Origin of the sequence: Palleronia pontilimi (assembly GCF_016412875.1) — a bacterium.
GTDB lineage: Bacteria > Pseudomonadota > Alphaproteobacteria > Rhodobacterales > Rhodobacteraceae > Palleronia > Palleronia pontilimi.
The window spans coordinates 1-15,429 of record NZ_JAEKPD010000034.1; the positions used below are offsets into that span (position 1 = coordinate 1).

Genomic DNA, 15,429 nt, shown 5'->3' on the forward strand with positions numbered 1-15,429 from the left:
AAACGATCGTTTCTGGCCGATTCTTCGGCCCTTGTTCCAGGATGGGCGGCAGGAACGGATGGCTGGAAGATTGGCAGCGGACATGATGTTTTGCTCCGTTCCGCCGCACGCCACCTCTTCGCCAACCCCGTGTCGGCGGCACTTCGTATCACGCCGCGCTGCCGAAGGTGTGCATCGAGCCCAAGGAACGTTACCGGAAGAAGCAGGTGATCCGCGTCCTGGCCCATTGAAAGTAGGCGACCGCTCTCACCATATCCCATCCGCGGGTGAACGATACGACCCCCGCGTCAGGCCGGCACAATGTCCGCACCATTGATAGAGGGCATAACACTTGAAAGGTTCCATCGGACCCCACATGCTGACCGCGATTGCAATGGTCCTCTGCACCGGTGCGGCCTTCGCGCAGGCGACTGACCGCGACGCTGACATGCGGGGGCTCGGCGATTGTCAGGACTGCGTGTTCGACGGGCGAAATTTCGCGGACCTTCGGCTCATGGGCGTCGATCTGGGCAAGGCAATCCTGACCGCCACCAGTTTCGACCGCGCCAATCTCAGTATCGCCGTGTTCGACGGCGCCGACCTCACAGGCGTCAGCTTTGACGGGGCCGACCTGCGCGGAGCAAGCTTCGTAGATGCACGCCTGACCGACGTGACCTTTGCGGACGCGGACCTGCGCGGTGCCGTATTCGACGGCGCAGTCCTGACGGGCACCGATCTCCAGCCCGCGCGTCTTTGCAACACACAGATGCCCGACGACGAGACGGACAATTCGGACTGCCAATAAGCAGAACGAGTCCGCGCAAGGTCGCAGTGGTGCTTGGGGCGATAAGCGGCAGGGGTAGACGATGTCGCGCAGAGGCAATCCCTGCCGCGGCGCCGCAAGTCCGGTGTGAGCCCGACCAAGACATTCAAATCGTTGTCTGTTCGGCGGCTGATACGCCATCTGATCTTGTGCAGCGAGCAGCAGGCTCATATTTCCGGGCAGACAAGCCACGACGAATAACCGAGCGATGCGCGAGATCAGCTTCATCAGATTGCCCGAGGTCGATCCATCCGAGATCGTCGCGCACATGTCCGACCCGCGTGTGGCTGAACACATGCCCTTGCTGAATTTCGAATGGGATGATGCCGCGGTCGCCAAGTTCGTCGCCACCAAAGAGGCGTTCTGGAACCGCGATGGGCTGGGCCATTGGGCTATAATGTCAGACGACGAATATGTTGGTTGGGGTGGCTTTCAGAAAGAGGGAGACGATTGGGATTTCGGGTTGGTTCTCAAGCCGAGCGCATTCGGACTTGGTGCACGCATTTCAAGAAAAGCGATCGACTTCGCCATTGCCGACAAGCGCATTCCATTCGTGACATTTCTGCTGCCTCCGTCGCGCACGAACCTGCGTGCGTTCGACCGACTTGGCGCGGTTTTTGTCGGTGAGCAGGAGTATGATGGGGAGACCTTCCTAAAGTTCCGGTTGGAAACGGAATGACGGCTCCGTCCCGCACAGCGCCAGTTCGCGGGAGGAGCAGCGAAGGCCCGCTTCGCGAACAGTTGACGCGTGAATCTCGAGATCTTTTGCCTGATTCGGCCATCGTCATTAGCCGTGGACGTCTGGCGCGGGCATGCTGTTCATCGATTAGGCAGTCGTGTGCGGGTCATCCGTTGAGCCTGCCGTTCCACGCCACAGCACTATGACGCCTTCATCCCTATTGCCTAGGCCCGGATAGCGGTCTTCTTGCTCGGTCCCGTAGCAAATCGCGGGATCCACAATGACCATCACCTCCCTCCAATGCGCGACCCTCGCCCGCGGCGCACGGATGCTGAAGACCGCGCTCGGACCGGATATCGCCTCCTTTCTCGAAGATCCAGCGGTCGTCGAGGTGATGCTAAATCCCGATGGTCGTCTCTGGGTCGATCGGCTCAGCTCTGGGCTCGCCGATACCGGTGAACGGTTGTCACCTGCCGACGGGGAGCGGATCGTCCGCCTCGTCGCGCACCATGTCGGGGCCGAGGTCCATCCCGGTGCGCCGCGGGTCTCGGCGGAGTTGCCTGGTACGGGCGAACGCTTCGAAGGCCTGCTGCCACCTATCGTCGCGGCCCCGGCATTCGCGATCCGCAAGCCCGCCGTAGCGGTGTTCACGCTCGAAGACTACGCCGCCGCTGGAATCATGGATGCGCGTGCCGCCGCCTCCCTCCGCGCCGCCGTGTCGAGTCGTGCCAATATCCTCGTCGCCGGTGGCACCTCGACCGGCAAGACGACACTCACGAACGCACTGCTCGCCGAGGTCGCCAAGACCACCGACCGCGTCGTCCTCATCGAGGATACGCGCGAGCTGCAATGCCTAGCGCCGAACCTGGTGGCCCTGCGCACCAAGGATGGCGTTTCGACGCTCTCGGATCTCGTTCGCTCCTCGCTGCGGCTGCGTCCGGACCGCATTCCAATCGGCGAGGTGCGCGGCCCCGAAGCGCTTGATCTCCTGAAGGCCTGGGGGACAGGACATCCAGGCGGGATCGGAACGATCCACGCGAGCTCGGCTATCGGTGCGCTGCGGCGTCTCGAACAGCTGATCCAGGAGGCCGTCGTCACGGTCCCCCGCGCTCTGATCGCCGAGACTATCGACTTCGTCGCCGTCCTTTCGGGGCGCGGAGCGGCACGGCGACTCTCGGAACTCGCGCGCGTCGATGGGCTGAACGCCTCGGGCGACTACGCAATAACACCTCTTTCCAGAACCTCAAAAGGAAGCCTCTCGTGACAAAAGTACCTTACATGCCCTCATCCTGGACCTTCGCCGGTAGGGCCATCACGCTCTCGCTCCTTCTCGGCGATCCGGCGCAGGCGGCAGGCTCCGGCATGCCTTGGGAAGCGCCACTGCAATCGATCCTGGAATCGATCGAAGGCCCCGTCGCCAAGATCATTGCGGTGATGGTGATCATCGTCACCGGGCTCACCCTCGCCTTCGGCGATACATCCGGCGGGTTCCGGCGGCTGATCCAGATCGTCTTCGGGCTCACGATAGCATTTGCCGCGTCGAGTTTCTTCCTGACCTTCTTTTCCTTCGGTGGTGGAGCGCTTGTCTGATGGATAGCGCGACCGACATTCCGGGCTTCACGGCCCCGGTCCACCGCGCGCTGACCGAGCCGATCCTCGTGGGCGGCGCGCCGCGGGCGATCGCCATCGCCAACGGGACACTGGCAGCCGCGATCGGTCTGGGCCTGAGGCTCTGGATCGTCGGGCTGGCGCTCTGGCTCGTCGGCCATCTGCTCGCGGTCTGGGCCGCGCGGCGCGATCCGCAGATCGCCGATGTCGCCCGACGGCACCTGCGCTATCCGTCCTGGTTCGGAGTGTGACGCGATGATGCGCCTCGCCGAATACCGCACGAAAGCCGCGCTCCTCGCAGACTTCCTGCCCTGGGCAGCGCTGGTCGCCCCGGGTGTCGTACTCAACAAGGACGGCAGCCTGCAACGCACGGCGCGGTTTCGCGGGCCAGACCTCGACTCAGCGACGCAGGCAGAGCTGGTCGCGACGTCGGCCCGCCTCAACAACGCCCTGCGCCGTCTCGGCTCCGGCTGGGCGGTCTTTGTGGAAGCACAGCGCGTACCCGCCCGGGACTATCCTCTGAGCACGTTCCCCGATCCGGTCTCGGCGTTGGTCGACGCGGAGCGCCGGGCGCAATTCGAGGGTGACACGGACCAAGTCGCAGGAGCTGCGGCGCATTTCGAGAGCGCCTATTTCCTGACGCTGGTCTGGATGCCGCCCGCAGACGAGATCGGTCGCGCCGGACGCTGGTTCTACGAGGGCACGCCGGCAAAGGGCGCGAATCCGCGCGAACATCTGGCGAGCTTCACATCGCGGACCAACCGAGCCCTCGATCTTCTCGACGGGTTCATGCCCGAGGCCGCCTGGCTCTCCGACGAAGAAACCCTGACATATCTGCATTCGACGGTCTCGCCCCGCCGTCAGCGCGTGCGTGTCCCCGAGACGCCGATGCATCTCGACGCGCTGCTGGCCGATAGCGCCCTCGTTGGCGGGCTGGCACCAAGGCTCGGCGGGGCGCATCTGCGAACCCTCACCCTCATCGGCTTTCCGACCGCGACCTGGCCCGGCCTGCTCGACGAGCTGAACGGGCTGGTCTTCGAGTATCGCTGGGCGACCCGGGCGCTTTGCCTCGACAAGACCGATGCCTCTCGGCTCTTCACCCGCATCCGGCGGCAATGGTTCGCCAAGCGCAAGTCGGTCGCCGCGATCCTGAAGGAGGTGATGACCAGCGAGGCGAGCGTGCTTCTCGACAGCGACGCCGCGAACAAGGCCGCCGATGCTGACGAGGCGCTCCAGGAGTTGGGCTCCGACATCGTTGGCGCGGCCTATGTAACGGCGACCGTGACGGTCTGGGACGACGACGCGGGCGTCGCCGATGCCAGGCTGAAGGCGGTCGAGAAGGTCGTTCAGGGCCGCGACTTCACCTGCATCGCCGAGACGCTGAACGCCGTCGAGGCCTGGCTAGGATCGCTGCCGGGTCATCTCTACGCCAATGTCCGCCAGCCGCCGGTCTCGACGCTGAACCTCGCGCATATGATGCCGCTCTCGGCGGTCTGGGCCGGACCGACGCGCAACGACCATCTGGACGGTCCGCCGCTCTTCTACGCCGAGACCGAAGGATCGACGCCGTTCCGCTTCTCGACCCATGTCGGCGATGTCGGCCACACGCTGGTCGTCGGTCCGACCGGCTCGGGCAAGTCGGTGCTGCTGGCGCTGATGGCACTGCAGTTCCGCAGGTATCCAGGGGCCCAAGTCTTCGCCTTCGATTTCGGCGGATCGATCCGCTGCGCGACTCTGGCGATGGGCGGCGATTGGGAGGATCTGTCCGGCGCGCTGTCTGAGGACGCGGCCGCCGTACAATTGCAACCGCTCGCCGGGATCGACCACGCGGCGGAGCGCGCTTGGGCGCAGGACTGGCTTGCCGGGCTCCTGGCCCGCGAGGGCGTCGCGGTCGATCCGGTGGCGCGCGAACATCTCTGGTCGGCCCTGACGTCGCTCGCCTCGGCGCCGGTGGAAGAGCGCACGCTGACCGGCCTGTCGGTCTTGCTGCAATCGAATGACCTCAAGCGCGCCCTTCAGCCCTTCTGTCTCGGCGGACCCTTCGGGCGGCTGCTCGACGCCGAGGCTGAAGCGTTCGGCATTGCGGACGTCCGGGCCTTCGAGACCGAGGGGCTGATCGGTTCCGCCGCGACCCCGGCCGTGCTCGCCTACCTGTTCCACCGCATCGAAAGCCGCCTCGACGGCCGACCGAGCCTCGTCATCGTCGACGAGGGCTGGCTTGCGCTCGACGATACCACCTTCGGTGGCCAGCTGCGCGATTGGCTGAAGACGCTTCGCAAGAAGAACGCCAGCGTCATCTTCGCCACCCAGTCGCTGGCCGATATCGACGGCTCCCCTATCGCGCCCGCCATCGTGGAAAGCTGCCCGACGCGGATCTACCTGCCGAACGAGCGGGCCTTTGGGCCGCAGATCGCCGCGATCTACCGCCGCTTCGGGCTCAATGATCGCCAGATCGAGATCGTCGCGCGGGCGACGCCCAAGCAGGACTATTATTGCCAGTCGCGGCGCGGCAACCGGCTGTTCTCACTGGGCCTCGGACCCGTCGCGCTCACCTTCACCGCCGCCTCCTCAAAGACCGACCAGGCCGCCATCGCCGAGACGCTGGCCGAGCATGGCCGGGACGGCTTCGCCGCCGCCTGGCTCCGGCGCCGCGGGCTTAATTGGGCCGTCGAGCTTCTCGGCCCCGGCGACCCCGGACCATCACCGCATTCCGATCCAACCAACCATGAACAGGAGACAACCCCATGACCCGGACTCCGCATCACCGCAAGCTTCTCGCGGCAAGCCTTCTCGCGCTGCCGATCGCGCTCTCCCCGCTCGCGGCACCTCCGGCCCACGCCCTCTTCGGTCTCGGCGGCGGGTTCGGTGGCATCGTCTACGACCCCACGAACCACGCCGAGAACCTGCTGACCGCCGCACGTGCCCTCGAGCAGATCAACAATCAGATCGCGCAGCTGCAGAACGAGGCACAGATGCTGGTGAACCAGGCGCGCAACCTCGCAAGCCTGCCGCATTCCTCGCTCGCCGAGCTGCAGGCATCGGTCCAGCGCACCCAGGCGCTCCTCGGCGAGGCGCAGCGCATCGCCTATGACGTCGGGGAGATCGAGAGCGCCTTCGCAGGCCAATACGGCACCGCCGCCGGCACCGGCCGGTTCGATGCGATGGTCGGCAATGCCCGCGAACGCTGGCAGACCTCCGTCGCCGGGTTCGAAGATGCGCTCAAGGTCCAAGCCGGCGTCGTCGGCAATATCGACGGCGCGCGGGCGGAGATGCAGGCGCTCGTCTCGCGCAGCCAGGGCGCGACCGGGGCGCTGCAGGCGGCCCAGACCGGCAACCAGCTCCTCGCGCTCCAATCGAGCCAGATCGCGGATCTCACCGCCGCGATCGCCGCGTCGAACCGGGCGGAAGCGCTTGAAGCGGCCCGCGCTGTTTCTGCTGAAGCGCAGGCGCGCGAGAACCTCGATCGGTTCCTGGACTACGGGGCCGGGTACAGCCCGACCACTGTCCGCATGTTCGGACACTGACCGATGACGATCGGTTCCCAGACCATCCTGCGCCTCGTCGCCTGGGCGCTCGGGGCTATTGTCGTCATGGCGGCGCTCCTCGAGTTGTCCAGAGCGCTGGATGGCGAGTTCGGGACAAGGCCGGACGCCCTTCCGGCCATTCACGATGATGCGCTCGCCCGGTGCCGCGATCTCGAGCTCGACTTAGCGATTGACGATCCGGATTGCGCCGCGCTCTGGGACCGAATGCGTGATCAGTTCCTGGGGCTGGACGCCTCCGACCCGTCGGGCGGGCGCTGAGCCATGGGCGGCGTTGGTGTCATCGACCGGTTCCTGGAGGTCTTCACCTCCTATATCGACAGCGGCTTCGGCCTGCTCGGCGGCGACGTCGCCTTCCTCGCCACTACGCTCATCGTCATAGACATCACGCTGGCCGCGCTCTTCTGGGCCTGGGGTGCGGATGACGACATCATCGCAAGACTTGTGAAGAAAACGCTCTTCGTCGGCATCTTCGCCTATATCATCGGCAACTGGAACGATCTCGCCCGCATCATCTTCGAGAGCTTCGCCGGGCTTGGCCTCATCGCCGCGGGCGGCGGCATTGGCGCGGGTGATTTGCTGCAGCCCGGCCGGATCGCCGCGGTCGGGCTCGAGGCCGGACGGCCAATCCTCGCCTCGATCGCCGATCTCTTGGGCTTCGTGTCCTTCTTTGAGAACTTCATCCAGATCATCATCCTGCTTTTCGCCTGGGCAGTGGTCGTGCTGTCGTTCTTCGTCCTAGCGATCCAGCTCTTCGTCACGCTGATCGAATTCAAGCTGGCGACCCTCACGGGCTTCGTCCTCGTGCCCTTCGGCCTCTTCAACAAGACCGCCTTCCTTGCCGAGCGCGTCCTCGGTCTCGTCGTCTCCTCGGGCGTCAAGGTGCTGGTCCTCGCCGTCATCGTCGGCATCGGCTCGACGATCTTCGGCGAGTTCACCACCGGCTTCGCAGGCGGGCCGACCATCGAGGATGCGATGGCCATCGTGCTCGCCGCACTCTCGCTGCTGGCGCTCGGCATCTTCGGCCCCGGCATCGCCAACGGCATCGTCTCGGGCGGGCCGCAACTCGGCGCGGGCGCCGCAGTGGGCACGGGCCTCGCCGCCGGCGGCTTAGTGATGGGTGCCGGCGCCGGCGCACGGATGGCCGGCGGCGCAGTCGCGTCCGGCGCGCGCGGCGGGGCCACTGTCGCGGGCGGTGCCTCGACCGCCTACCGGCTCGGCAGCAGCGCCTCCGGAGACGATGCATCCGGCGTTGTGGGCGGGATGACTGGTGTCGGAAAGGCCGGGTTGAGCGCTGCAGCGAGCCCGGTCAAGCGCATCACCGGAGCCCTGCGGGACAGCTATCAGTCCGGATCGCAGGCAGCCTTTGGTGCGACCGGCGGAGCCCCGAATGCCGCAGCAACCGCCACCCCCGCGAATGACGGCCCGCCCGCTTGGGCCCGGCGCATGAAGCGCCAGCAGAGCCTTCATCACGGCGTCGCCACCGCCGCCCATGTCGTCCGCTCGGGCGATCATGGCGGCGGCGGCACGTCCGTCAGCCTGTCGGAGAGATCCTGATGTTCAGACGTCCCAGCACCCGCTATTCCAAGACGCCCGATCCGGTCACGCCCTATCAGCGCGCTGCACAGGCCTGGGACGAGCGCATCGGCTCGGCCCGCGTCCAGGCCCGCAACTGGCGGTTCATGGCCTTCGCCTGTCTCGCGATGACCGGCGGGCTCGGTGTCACGCTCGTCTGGCAATCGACGCAAGGAACGATCGTCCCCTACGTGGTCGAGGTCGACAAGCTCGGGGCTGCGCAGGCGATCTCCCCCGCGAGTGCGGCCTACCGTCCCACCGATCCGCAGATCGCCTTCCATCTGGCGCGCTTCATCGAGCATGTCCGCCGGATCCCGGCCGACCCGATCGTGCTGCGCGAGAACTGGCTCCGCGCCTATGACTTCACCACCGATCGCGGCGCGCTGGCGCTCAATGATTACGCCCGCACCGACGATCCGTTCGCGAAGCTGGGCGAGACACAGGTCTCGATCGAGATCTCCAGCGTCATCCGAGCCTCCGAGACAAGCTTCCGCGTTGCTTGGACCGAACGGCGCTACGCCAACGGTCAGCTCGCCGACACCGAGCGCTGGACCGCCATCCTGACCCTGGTGATCCAGCCGCCGCGCGACGCCGAACGGCTGCGGAAAAATCCGCTCGGCATCTTCGTCCACGCCATCGACTGGTCCCGGGAGGCCGCGCAATGAAAAGGAAAACAAAAAACTCCAAGTCGCTCGCAGGCCTGCTCCTCGCCGCGACCGTGCTCTCGGCCTGCGCCACGTTCAAACCGCCGGAGGTCGACTACGACACCGATGTCCCGCCGCTCCCTGCACCGCCGCCACCGGCCGTCGAGCAACCGCCGAAGCCCGTCCACATACCACCGCCCTGGACACCGTCGCGGGGCGGAGACGCGAACGCTCCAGACACCGAGGCCCGCATCGTCACCGCCAATGCGGCCGCCCGCGTTGAGCCGCGCCGGGAAGGCTACTACAACGCCATTCAGGTCTTTCCGTGGAGCGAGGGCGCGCTCTACCAGATCTATGCCGCGCCCGGCCGGATCACGGATATCGCGCTTGAGCCGGGCGAAGCGCTGATCGGACCCGGCCCGATCGCCGCCGGCGACACCGCCCGGTGGATCATCGGCGACACGACGAGCGGCACCGGCCGCGACGCGCGCGTCCACATCCTCGTCAAGCCGACCCGGCCCGACATCGTCACCAATCTCGTTCTGAGCACCGACCGGCGGACATATCTCGTCGAGGTACGCGCGCGGGAAGAGTCCTACATGCCGTCGGTCGCATGGTCCTATCCTCGAAGCGTGTCAAAGGTGACACCACCCGCAGTCGCGCGTCCCATCATCCCGACGGCGTCCGAACGACGCTACCGCTACGGCTTGCAAGGCGACACACCACCCTGGCGACCCACCAGCGTCTTCGACGACGGGCGACGGGTCTATGTCGTCTTTCCGCGTGGGATCGTCCAAGGCGACATGCCACCTCTTTTCGTCATCGGGCCTGACGGCGAGGCCCAGATCGCCAATACCCGCGTGCATGGAAACGTGATGATCGTCGATCGCCTGTTTGCCGCCGCAGAACTGCGCCTTGGCGGCGAGGACCAGCAAAGAGTGAGAATCGTTCGTATCGACGGGAGGCGCCCGTCATGAGCGACGCAGCCGATAGCTTGCGAGACGATGCCGAGCCGCATTCGCCCCGCCCCGAGCAGGATATCGCGGCAGAGCTACGGCTCCGATCCGATCCGCCTCGGGTAATGCGCCTCTCACGCAAGGCGATGGTCGTGCTCGCGACCGTTGGCGGGCTGGGTCTCGGCACGATTCTGATCGTTGCGCTTGATGATCGCGGCTCGATCGACGGTCCGTCCGAGCTCTACTCGACGGACCGGATCCAGCAGGCTGACGGTCTTTCGAGCCTCCCGCGCGACTATGCCGGCACCCCGCAACTCGGCCCGCCCTTGCCGGGCGATCTCGGCCGTCCGATCCTCAGCGCCCAGGACCGCGGGCTGCCGGTGGCAGCACCATCAGTGACCGGACCAACCGCCCCCGCCGCCGATCCAGAAGACCAGCTCCGTCTACAGGAGATGGAGGCGGCGCGGCTCAGCCAGCTCTTCGCCGACGCGACCACCGGGACGAAAAGCGATGGCTTGGCACCCGGTGCCGTGGCGCCCCCTTCCATGCAACCCGGCAGCTCCGTTTTTCCGCCCGGGCTTGCAGCAGCCGGACCAAGCGATGACATCGATCGGCGCGAAGAGTTTCTCGGGCGTCCCGCCGACCGTCGTACCGTCAGCGCGGACCGGCTTGCAGCACCCGCATCGCCCTATCTCCTGCAGGCCGGTGCCGTGATACCGGCGGCGCTCGTTACGGGGCTCAGCTCAGACCTTCCCGGTCAGATTACTGCGCAGGTGACCTCGCCGGTCTACGACAGCCCAACCGGGCGTTTCATGCTGATCCCCCAGGGAGCCCGTCTGATCGGCGAGTACGACAGCCGCGTCGCCTTCGGCCAGAGCCGGCTGCTGCTGGTCTGGAACCGGCTGATTCTGCCGGATGGTCGGTCGATCGTCCTCGAACGCCAGCCGGGTGCTGACGAGACGGGGTATGCCGGGCTCGAGGATGGCGTCGATCGGCATTGGGGTCGCCTGTTCCTCGCCGCAGGCCTCGCGACGGTGCTTAATATCGGCGCGGAACTCGGCACCGACAGCGACGACGACATCGCCCGAGCCATCCGCGACGGCACGCAGGACACTATCGGTCGGGTGGGCGACGAAATCGTTCGCCGACAGATCGACCTGCCGCCGACGCTGACGATCCGCCCCGGTTTTCCGGTCCGCGTGATGGTCACCCGGGACCTCGTACTTAAACCTTACGGAGAGAATTGATGACCAAACTCAAGCTCGGTGCGATCCCGGACGACAAGCCCGTCAAGCTCACGATCGACCTGCCCGCAGAATTGCACAACGACCTCGCCGCCTACGCCGAGGTCCTTGCGCGCGAGACCGGTCAGACGCACGAACCGTCAAAGCTTGTCGCCCCAATGCTGTCGCGGTTCATGGCGACGGACCGTGCGTTTGCGAGAGCCCGTAAGACAAAATAGCACCGCGAGCATGCATCCGCGAGAGGCTCAGAAATCGCCTCAGCGCAGGATTGTCATTCTCCCGTCGCCAGGTCAGCAAGAACGGAAGACGTTCGTCTTCCTCTCCCAACGGGACGAAGCTCACACCTGGGTAGGACACCCCGCGCCAGTGCTCTGAAACGACGCTCACGCCAAACCCCAGACCGACCAGCGTCATGATCCCCTCTCGGCCTAAATCCATCCGACGCACCGCAACCCTGACGCGCGAATCTCCGGCGCTTCGCAAAATGTAGTTCTGTATCTCATCACCCGAGTCGCCGGTTCCAACCAAAAACGTGTCGTTCGCGACACCCCTCCACGACAGACGACCGATCTTGGCCTTCGAGCTTTTGGCGGGGAGTGCCAGATAAATCCGCTCCTTCCCAACCAGCATCGTCTCCGGGTCGTCATCGCGCGGTTCCCCGAGAGCAAACAGCACGTCGATCCGACGATGGCTAAGCCTTGTATATACATCGCTCCGATCGCCCTCGAAGAAGGACAGGTCAACATAGGGATGCTGCATCGCGAAAGCCTCCACGATTTTTCGCAGGCCACCTTCTGATATCGACGCGACCAGCCCGATCCGAAGACGTCCCGTTGTGGCGACACCTGCAGATCGAGCATCGGCGAAAGCCGTTTGGGCCTGCTGCAGGATCGTGCGGCAGCTGCAGATAAATCCACGGCCCGCGACCGTAAGACGAGTTCCGGAGGAACTCCGCTCGAACAGCGAAACTCCAAGCTCATCCTCGAGCTTTTGCACTCTCCGACTGACCATGGATTGCCCCACGCCAAGCCGCACCGCCGCGCGCCGAAAGCTGCCCATCTCCGCGACCGCTAGAATCGTCCTCAGGTCACCGAAGGAGAGATCACGAAGAAACCTGTCGTCTGGATCAGGCAACTCGCGACGCATTCCATCTCCACAGGCGTCGGCGCGCGACTGCGGATGTCCTTGGCTGTTCAACTGTCTCAAACGCAGTCCTCCAAAAAAGACTGTGGTGCTGCCGATCACATTTCGGTCGGACGACTGCTCACAGCCAATGACCGGATTTCCTGACCAATTTTTCCGGTCAGCTCGGACTCTTCGACCGAAGTGCCGCTCAGCGCGAAGGATCCGACCCAAGTCCGACTCGCCCTTAACGCGAGTTTCCGCCGAGCCAAGGCGCATAGGAGACGTTTACACCCTAAGGTTCAGAGGAATCACGGTATGATACGAAAGCCGACGAAACGGAGCGAAACCAAACTTTGCAAAGCATTGATCAAGAACGGCAAATATTTTGTCCCCGCACGGGGGGACAGCAGCGAGTTTAAAACGCTGTTTAGGCGCCTTGCATCCGCCGGTGCCGGTCGCCCTGTGGATGACAACGGCATCCCGCAAGGGCCGTGGACGCCCGAACTTCTCGCCGAAGCCATCTCGCAGACCGACGCGAACCAATCCGGAATCGAACTGCGTACCGTTCAGCACTGGTTCCAAGACAACGAAAAGGGTATCAGCTCCGACAACATTCGATGGCTCGCGAGAATTTTCGGTTGCGATGACCCAGAGGCCACAAGCCAATGGCAGGCAACGCTCAGCGCCGCCCAGGCGCGCCTGACAGCCAGGAGGCGGCGGCAACGTATATCGGCGGACCGCAGTACCACGCCACTCCCCTCCGATGCCGCACGATTACCCACCTTAGATGACGTGAACCTGCATCCGGTCGAGGCGGCACAACCGCAGGCACCTGTCGAGTCGGCGAGACGCTTTGACCTTGCGCAGAGATCCGCCGAACTCTTTGCACGCCGGTCGCCATTGGACCTTCCCGCCTCCGTTTTTGCCGGGGCCGTCGCGCTAGGGTTCTGGTCCTACTTTCTTGGCATTCATAACGTCACTTACCTCAGGGAAGACGGTGTTACCAAGCAGGCGGGTTTTCTCTGGGCTCCCAACTGGACCTTGCTGTTCATGGTTTTCATGCCCCTCTTCTTCGCCTTCACGGTGGACCTCTTGACCTTCTGGGAAAGCGAGGGCCGTTCAAAACTCCTGACTGCAATCGGCGGCTCCGGGAGCAAGGGTGGCTGGAAGCGCAAAGTCGAGGCCTCGACCTACACATATTGGACAGCCCTGATAGTCTGCCTTGGCTTCGCTGGATTGTTTCAATGGATCAGCAGGCGGTTGATCCCGCTGCTGCAAGGTGGCGGCCAATACGCGGCAGACTGGGGTTCTCTGGCGATTGTGCGACCTGACATGATTTCGGTCCCGCAGGCGATCGCTTTCACCGGTTTGGCTTATCTCTTTATGTGCCTCTGTTTCTACATATTCTTCGTCGGTCTCATATTGCTCTTCACAATAACTCATGATTTCTGGGAGATCGAGAAAGAGACCGAAGATTATTGCAATCAAGCAACTCCATCCGAAATCGCGGAAGTCCGGCGCAGGGTGGTAGACGGAATTTTCAGATGCACCGTCTCAGGCTTGTTGATTGCAATCTGCATGAAGCTACAAAGTTCATATCTGGCGACAAACGCAGAAGACATTCTGGATTGGCTTGTTAGCGATTCGTTATCGCTCCTGTCCGGAAATGACATCGAAATTGCTCAGGCGAGCGTAAGAACGCCCACCCATTACACCAGCCTCTTGATAGCAATGTTGACCTGCACGGTCTTTCTATACGCCTTCCTGCGAACCGCTATCGGAAGTCGACCCAACTCATCGTTTGAAAGGATGGCCGCCGCAGTCATTGTGGTGAGCATCGGCTACCTCACCATTGGTGCGTTCAGCGGCTTCTCGATCTTTTTGTGGATCACGGTTCTGCTGGCAGTCTACGGGCTGTTTGACCCAGCGTTTGGATCTCGAACAACGCATTGAGCAGGGGATGACGCAAATGTATCACGGATGGCTCGATCGATATGATGAACGGCGGGCGCGTCGTAGTGACTATCTGAAGGAAGAGGCTGCTCTCGCGATCGATGCGGGCCTCGCGTTTCCGGGTGCGAGTGATGCGGACGATCTCACCATGTTTCACAGGCATGCAGATCAAGCCGTAGCGGACCCGGCATTCTTTGCAGACGACGACAACTCTGATCTGGATTACGTATGGGAGAACAGTTGCATCAGGTTCCGATCAAGCGTCTCGACTGGCATCGAAAAGAACGACCTCGTTTGGGCGAAAGTGACCGAGCGACGGCCGTCTGACCATGCCCTCGTTATCTTCCACCATTGGAATGCATCCTCTCGCTATCCCCAGATCGCAAACTTCTTCTCCTGGCGTGGTGTCACGGCGGTCGAGATCGCCATGCCGTATCACTTCGAACGAAGGCGTCCTGACGCGAAACACGCCGATTACATGCTCAGCCAGAACCTCGGACGCACGGTCCAGTCCATGCGCCAAGCGGTTCTGGACGGTCGAAAGCTGATACGGATTCTCAGGGGCGAAGGTTATGGACGTATTTCGGTCCTCGGCATGAGCTTGGGATCCTGGGTTGCGGGCCTGATTTCGGCACATGATCCGACTGTGGGAAAGGCTGCGCTATTTCTGACAGCAGGAAGCCTCGCGGATATGGTCTGGACCGGTCGCGCCACGCGACACATTCGCGCGAGCCTCGAAGATGAGATAGCTTTGATCGACCTGCGTCGGGCGTGGGCTCCGCTCGATCTTGAAAACTACGCGGATAAACTTGCGCGGCCTGATCTCGACCTTCTGATCATCCTGGCCAAGAGAGACACCGTGGTTTTGCCTCAACTATCCAAGGGCCTGATTTCGAACCTCAGAAGCGCCGGGATCGTGCCAAGTGTCCTAGAGCTCAACTGCGGTCATTACTCCCTTTCGCTTCCGCCATATATTCTACGGGCCGGTCTACAGACTTCCCGGCTGTTGACCCGTGACCCGTCCTGACGACCTACTCGGAATGTCCTAGCAATCGGGAGCGCCAAGCCACGGGCGGATGGTTCCCAAGAGAACAGCAAACTGCTGTCGCTGTTGCAGCAGGTTTGCGTCCGCGGCGCCTCAACGGGCCAGAAGTACGCCAGAGCCCGCTGCCAGATGATTCCGGCATGATTCCGGAGGGGCTGACAGGAATAATCGTTGGCCAAACAAAAACCCGCCAACCTGATGGTTTGGCGGGTTAATTTTGGTTGCGGGAGTAGGATTTGAACCTACGACCTTCAGG

The 15,429-nt window shown here is 63.7% G+C and carries 16 protein-coding genes; 15 read left to right on the forward strand and 1 reads right to left on the reverse strand.

What is annotated here, in order from left to right; translation table 11 throughout:
• Positions 1 to 355 precede the first annotated feature (355 nt).
• From ILP92_RS17935 to ILP92_RS17995, 13 genes are all read left to right on the forward strand, one after another.
• Entirely contained in the window at positions 356 to 784 is a 429-nt protein-coding gene (locus tag ILP92_RS17935; RefSeq protein ID WP_198917788.1) for a pentapeptide repeat-containing protein, read from the forward strand.
• 226 nt (positions 785 to 1,010) lie between these two features.
• Positions 1,011 to 1,481, forward strand: coding sequence for a GNAT family N-acetyltransferase (locus tag ILP92_RS17940; protein ID WP_198917789.1), 471 nt, complete (start codon positions 1,011 to 1,013; stop codon positions 1,479 to 1,481).
• A gap of 328 nt (positions 1,482 to 1,809) precedes the next feature.
• The gene (trbB, locus tag ILP92_RS17945; RefSeq protein ID WP_214650093.1) at positions 1,810 to 2,745 is read left to right on the forward strand and encodes a P-type conjugative transfer ATPase TrbB; all 936 of its coding nucleotides are present in this window, start codon (positions 1,810 to 1,812) and stop codon (positions 2,743 to 2,745) included.
• Positions 2,746 to 2,759: 14 nt separating this feature from the next.
• Positions 2,760 to 3,071: a TrbC/VirB2 family type IV secretion system protein gene (locus ILP92_RS17950; RefSeq protein ID WP_198917791.1), complete on the forward strand. Its 312-nt coding sequence runs from the start codon at positions 2,760 to 2,762 to the stop codon at positions 3,069 to 3,071.
• Entirely contained in the window at positions 3,071 to 3,340 is a 270-nt protein-coding gene (locus ILP92_RS17955) for a VirB3 family type IV secretion system protein (protein WP_198917792.1), read from the forward strand. Before ILP92_RS17950 ends, ILP92_RS17955 begins: the two co-directional genes overlap by 1 nt.
• A gap of 4 nt (positions 3,341 to 3,344) precedes the next feature.
• Positions 3,345 to 5,837 carry a conjugal transfer protein TrbE gene (trbE, locus tag ILP92_RS17960; protein ID WP_198917793.1) on the forward strand — a complete coding sequence of 831 codons (2,493 nt, stop codon included), beginning with the start codon at positions 3,345 to 3,347 and terminating at the stop codon, positions 5,835 to 5,837.
• Positions 5,834 to 6,613, forward strand: coding sequence for a P-type conjugative transfer protein TrbJ (gene trbJ, locus ILP92_RS17965; protein ID WP_198917794.1), 780 nt, complete (start codon positions 5,834 to 5,836; stop codon positions 6,611 to 6,613). Before trbE ends, trbJ begins: the two co-directional genes overlap by 4 nt.
• A gap of 3 nt (positions 6,614 to 6,616) precedes the next feature.
• A complete protein-coding gene (trbK-alt, locus tag ILP92_RS17970; RefSeq protein ID WP_198917795.1) occupies positions 6,617 to 6,892 on the forward strand; it encodes a putative entry exclusion protein TrbK-alt in 276 nt (91 codons plus the stop codon).
• 3 nt (positions 6,893 to 6,895) lie between these two features.
• Complete coding sequence (gene trbL, locus ILP92_RS17975; protein ID WP_198917796.1) at positions 6,896 to 8,188, forward strand: P-type conjugative transfer protein TrbL; 1,293 nt, start codon at positions 6,896 to 6,898, stop codon at positions 8,186 to 8,188.
• The gene (gene trbF / locus ILP92_RS17980) at positions 8,182 to 8,871 is read left to right on the forward strand and encodes a conjugal transfer protein TrbF (RefSeq protein WP_438361565.1); all 690 of its coding nucleotides are present in this window, start codon (positions 8,182 to 8,184) and stop codon (positions 8,869 to 8,871) included. Before trbL ends, trbF begins: the two co-directional genes overlap by 7 nt.
• Complete coding sequence (gene trbG / locus ILP92_RS17985) at positions 8,868 to 9,827, forward strand: P-type conjugative transfer protein TrbG (RefSeq protein WP_198917798.1); 960 nt, start codon at positions 8,868 to 8,870, stop codon at positions 9,825 to 9,827. Before trbF ends, trbG begins: the two co-directional genes overlap by 4 nt.
• Positions 9,828 to 9,931: 104 nt before the next feature.
• A complete protein-coding gene (locus tag ILP92_RS17990) occupies positions 9,932 to 11,053 on the forward strand; it encodes a TraB/TrbI/VirB10 family type IV secretion system protein (RefSeq protein ID WP_214650094.1) in 1,122 nt (373 codons plus the stop codon).
• Positions 11,053 to 11,268 (forward strand): DUF2274 domain-containing protein, encoded by a 216-nt coding sequence (locus ILP92_RS17995; RefSeq protein ID WP_198917800.1) that lies wholly within the window; start codon positions 11,053 to 11,055, stop codon positions 11,266 to 11,268. Before ILP92_RS17990 ends, ILP92_RS17995 begins: the two co-directional genes overlap by 1 nt.
• On the opposite strand, the gene ILP92_RS18000 is transcribed toward ILP92_RS17995, so the two are convergent.
• The gene (locus tag ILP92_RS18000; RefSeq protein ID WP_198917801.1) at positions 11,222 to 12,295 is read right to left on the reverse strand and encodes a LysR family transcriptional regulator; all 1,074 of its coding nucleotides are present in this window, start codon (positions 12,293 to 12,295) and stop codon (positions 11,222 to 11,224) included. The two genes, ILP92_RS17995 and ILP92_RS18000, sit on opposite strands and share 47 nt — an antisense overlap.
• 195 nt (positions 12,296 to 12,490) lie before the next feature.
• Between ILP92_RS18000 and ILP92_RS18005 the strand changes: the two genes are divergently transcribed.
• Both ILP92_RS18005 and ILP92_RS18010 read left to right on the forward strand, forming a co-directional pair.
• The gene (locus ILP92_RS18005) at positions 12,491 to 14,128 is read left to right on the forward strand and encodes an RcgA family putative transporter (RefSeq protein ID WP_235971583.1); all 1,638 of its coding nucleotides are present in this window, start codon (positions 12,491 to 12,493) and stop codon (positions 14,126 to 14,128) included.
• Positions 14,129 to 14,135: 7 nt separating this feature from the next.
• A complete protein-coding gene (locus ILP92_RS18010) occupies positions 14,136 to 15,155 on the forward strand; it encodes an alpha/beta hydrolase family protein (protein ID WP_235971586.1) in 1,020 nt (339 codons plus the stop codon).
• Positions 15,156 to 15,429: the final 274 nt, after the last annotated feature.

Bases quoted from the DNA above. Each gene is read 5' to 3' on its own strand.
- ILP92_RS17935 (WP_198917788.1), top strand. From the start codon at position 356: ATGCTGACCGCGATTGCAATGGTCCTCTGCACCGGTGCGGCCTTCGCG.
- ILP92_RS17940 (WP_198917789.1), top strand. From the start codon at position 1,011: ATGCGCGAGATCAGCTTCATCAGATTGCCCGAGGTCGATCCATCCGAG.
- trbB (WP_214650093.1), top strand. From the start codon at position 1,810: ATGCTGAAGACCGCGCTCGGACCGGATATCGCCTCCTTTCTCGAAGAT.
- ILP92_RS17950 (WP_198917791.1), top strand. From the start codon at position 2,760: ATGCCCTCATCCTGGACCTTCGCCGGTAGGGCCATCACGCTCTCGCTC.
- ILP92_RS17955 (WP_198917792.1), top strand. From the start codon at position 3,071: ATGGATAGCGCGACCGACATTCCGGGCTTCACGGCCCCGGTCCACCGC.
- trbE (WP_198917793.1), top strand. From the start codon at position 3,345: ATGATGCGCCTCGCCGAATACCGCACGAAAGCCGCGCTCCTCGCAGAC.
- trbJ (WP_198917794.1), top strand. From the start codon at position 5,834: ATGACCCGGACTCCGCATCACCGCAAGCTTCTCGCGGCAAGCCTTCTC.
- trbK-alt (WP_198917795.1), top strand. From the start codon at position 6,617: ATGACGATCGGTTCCCAGACCATCCTGCGCCTCGTCGCCTGGGCGCTC.
- trbL (WP_198917796.1), top strand. From the start codon at position 6,896: ATGGGCGGCGTTGGTGTCATCGACCGGTTCCTGGAGGTCTTCACCTCC.
- trbG (WP_198917798.1), top strand. From the start codon at position 8,868: ATGAAAAGGAAAACAAAAAACTCCAAGTCGCTCGCAGGCCTGCTCCTC.
- ILP92_RS17990 (WP_214650094.1), top strand. From the start codon at position 9,932: ATGCGCCTCTCACGCAAGGCGATGGTCGTGCTCGCGACCGTTGGCGGG.
- ILP92_RS17995 (WP_198917800.1), top strand. From the start codon at position 11,053: ATGACCAAACTCAAGCTCGGTGCGATCCCGGACGACAAGCCCGTCAAG.
- ILP92_RS18005 (WP_235971583.1), top strand. From the start codon at position 12,491: ATGATACGAAAGCCGACGAAACGGAGCGAAACCAAACTTTGCAAAGCA.
- ILP92_RS18010 (WP_235971586.1), top strand. From the start codon at position 14,136: ATGACGCAAATGTATCACGGATGGCTCGATCGATATGATGAACGGCGG.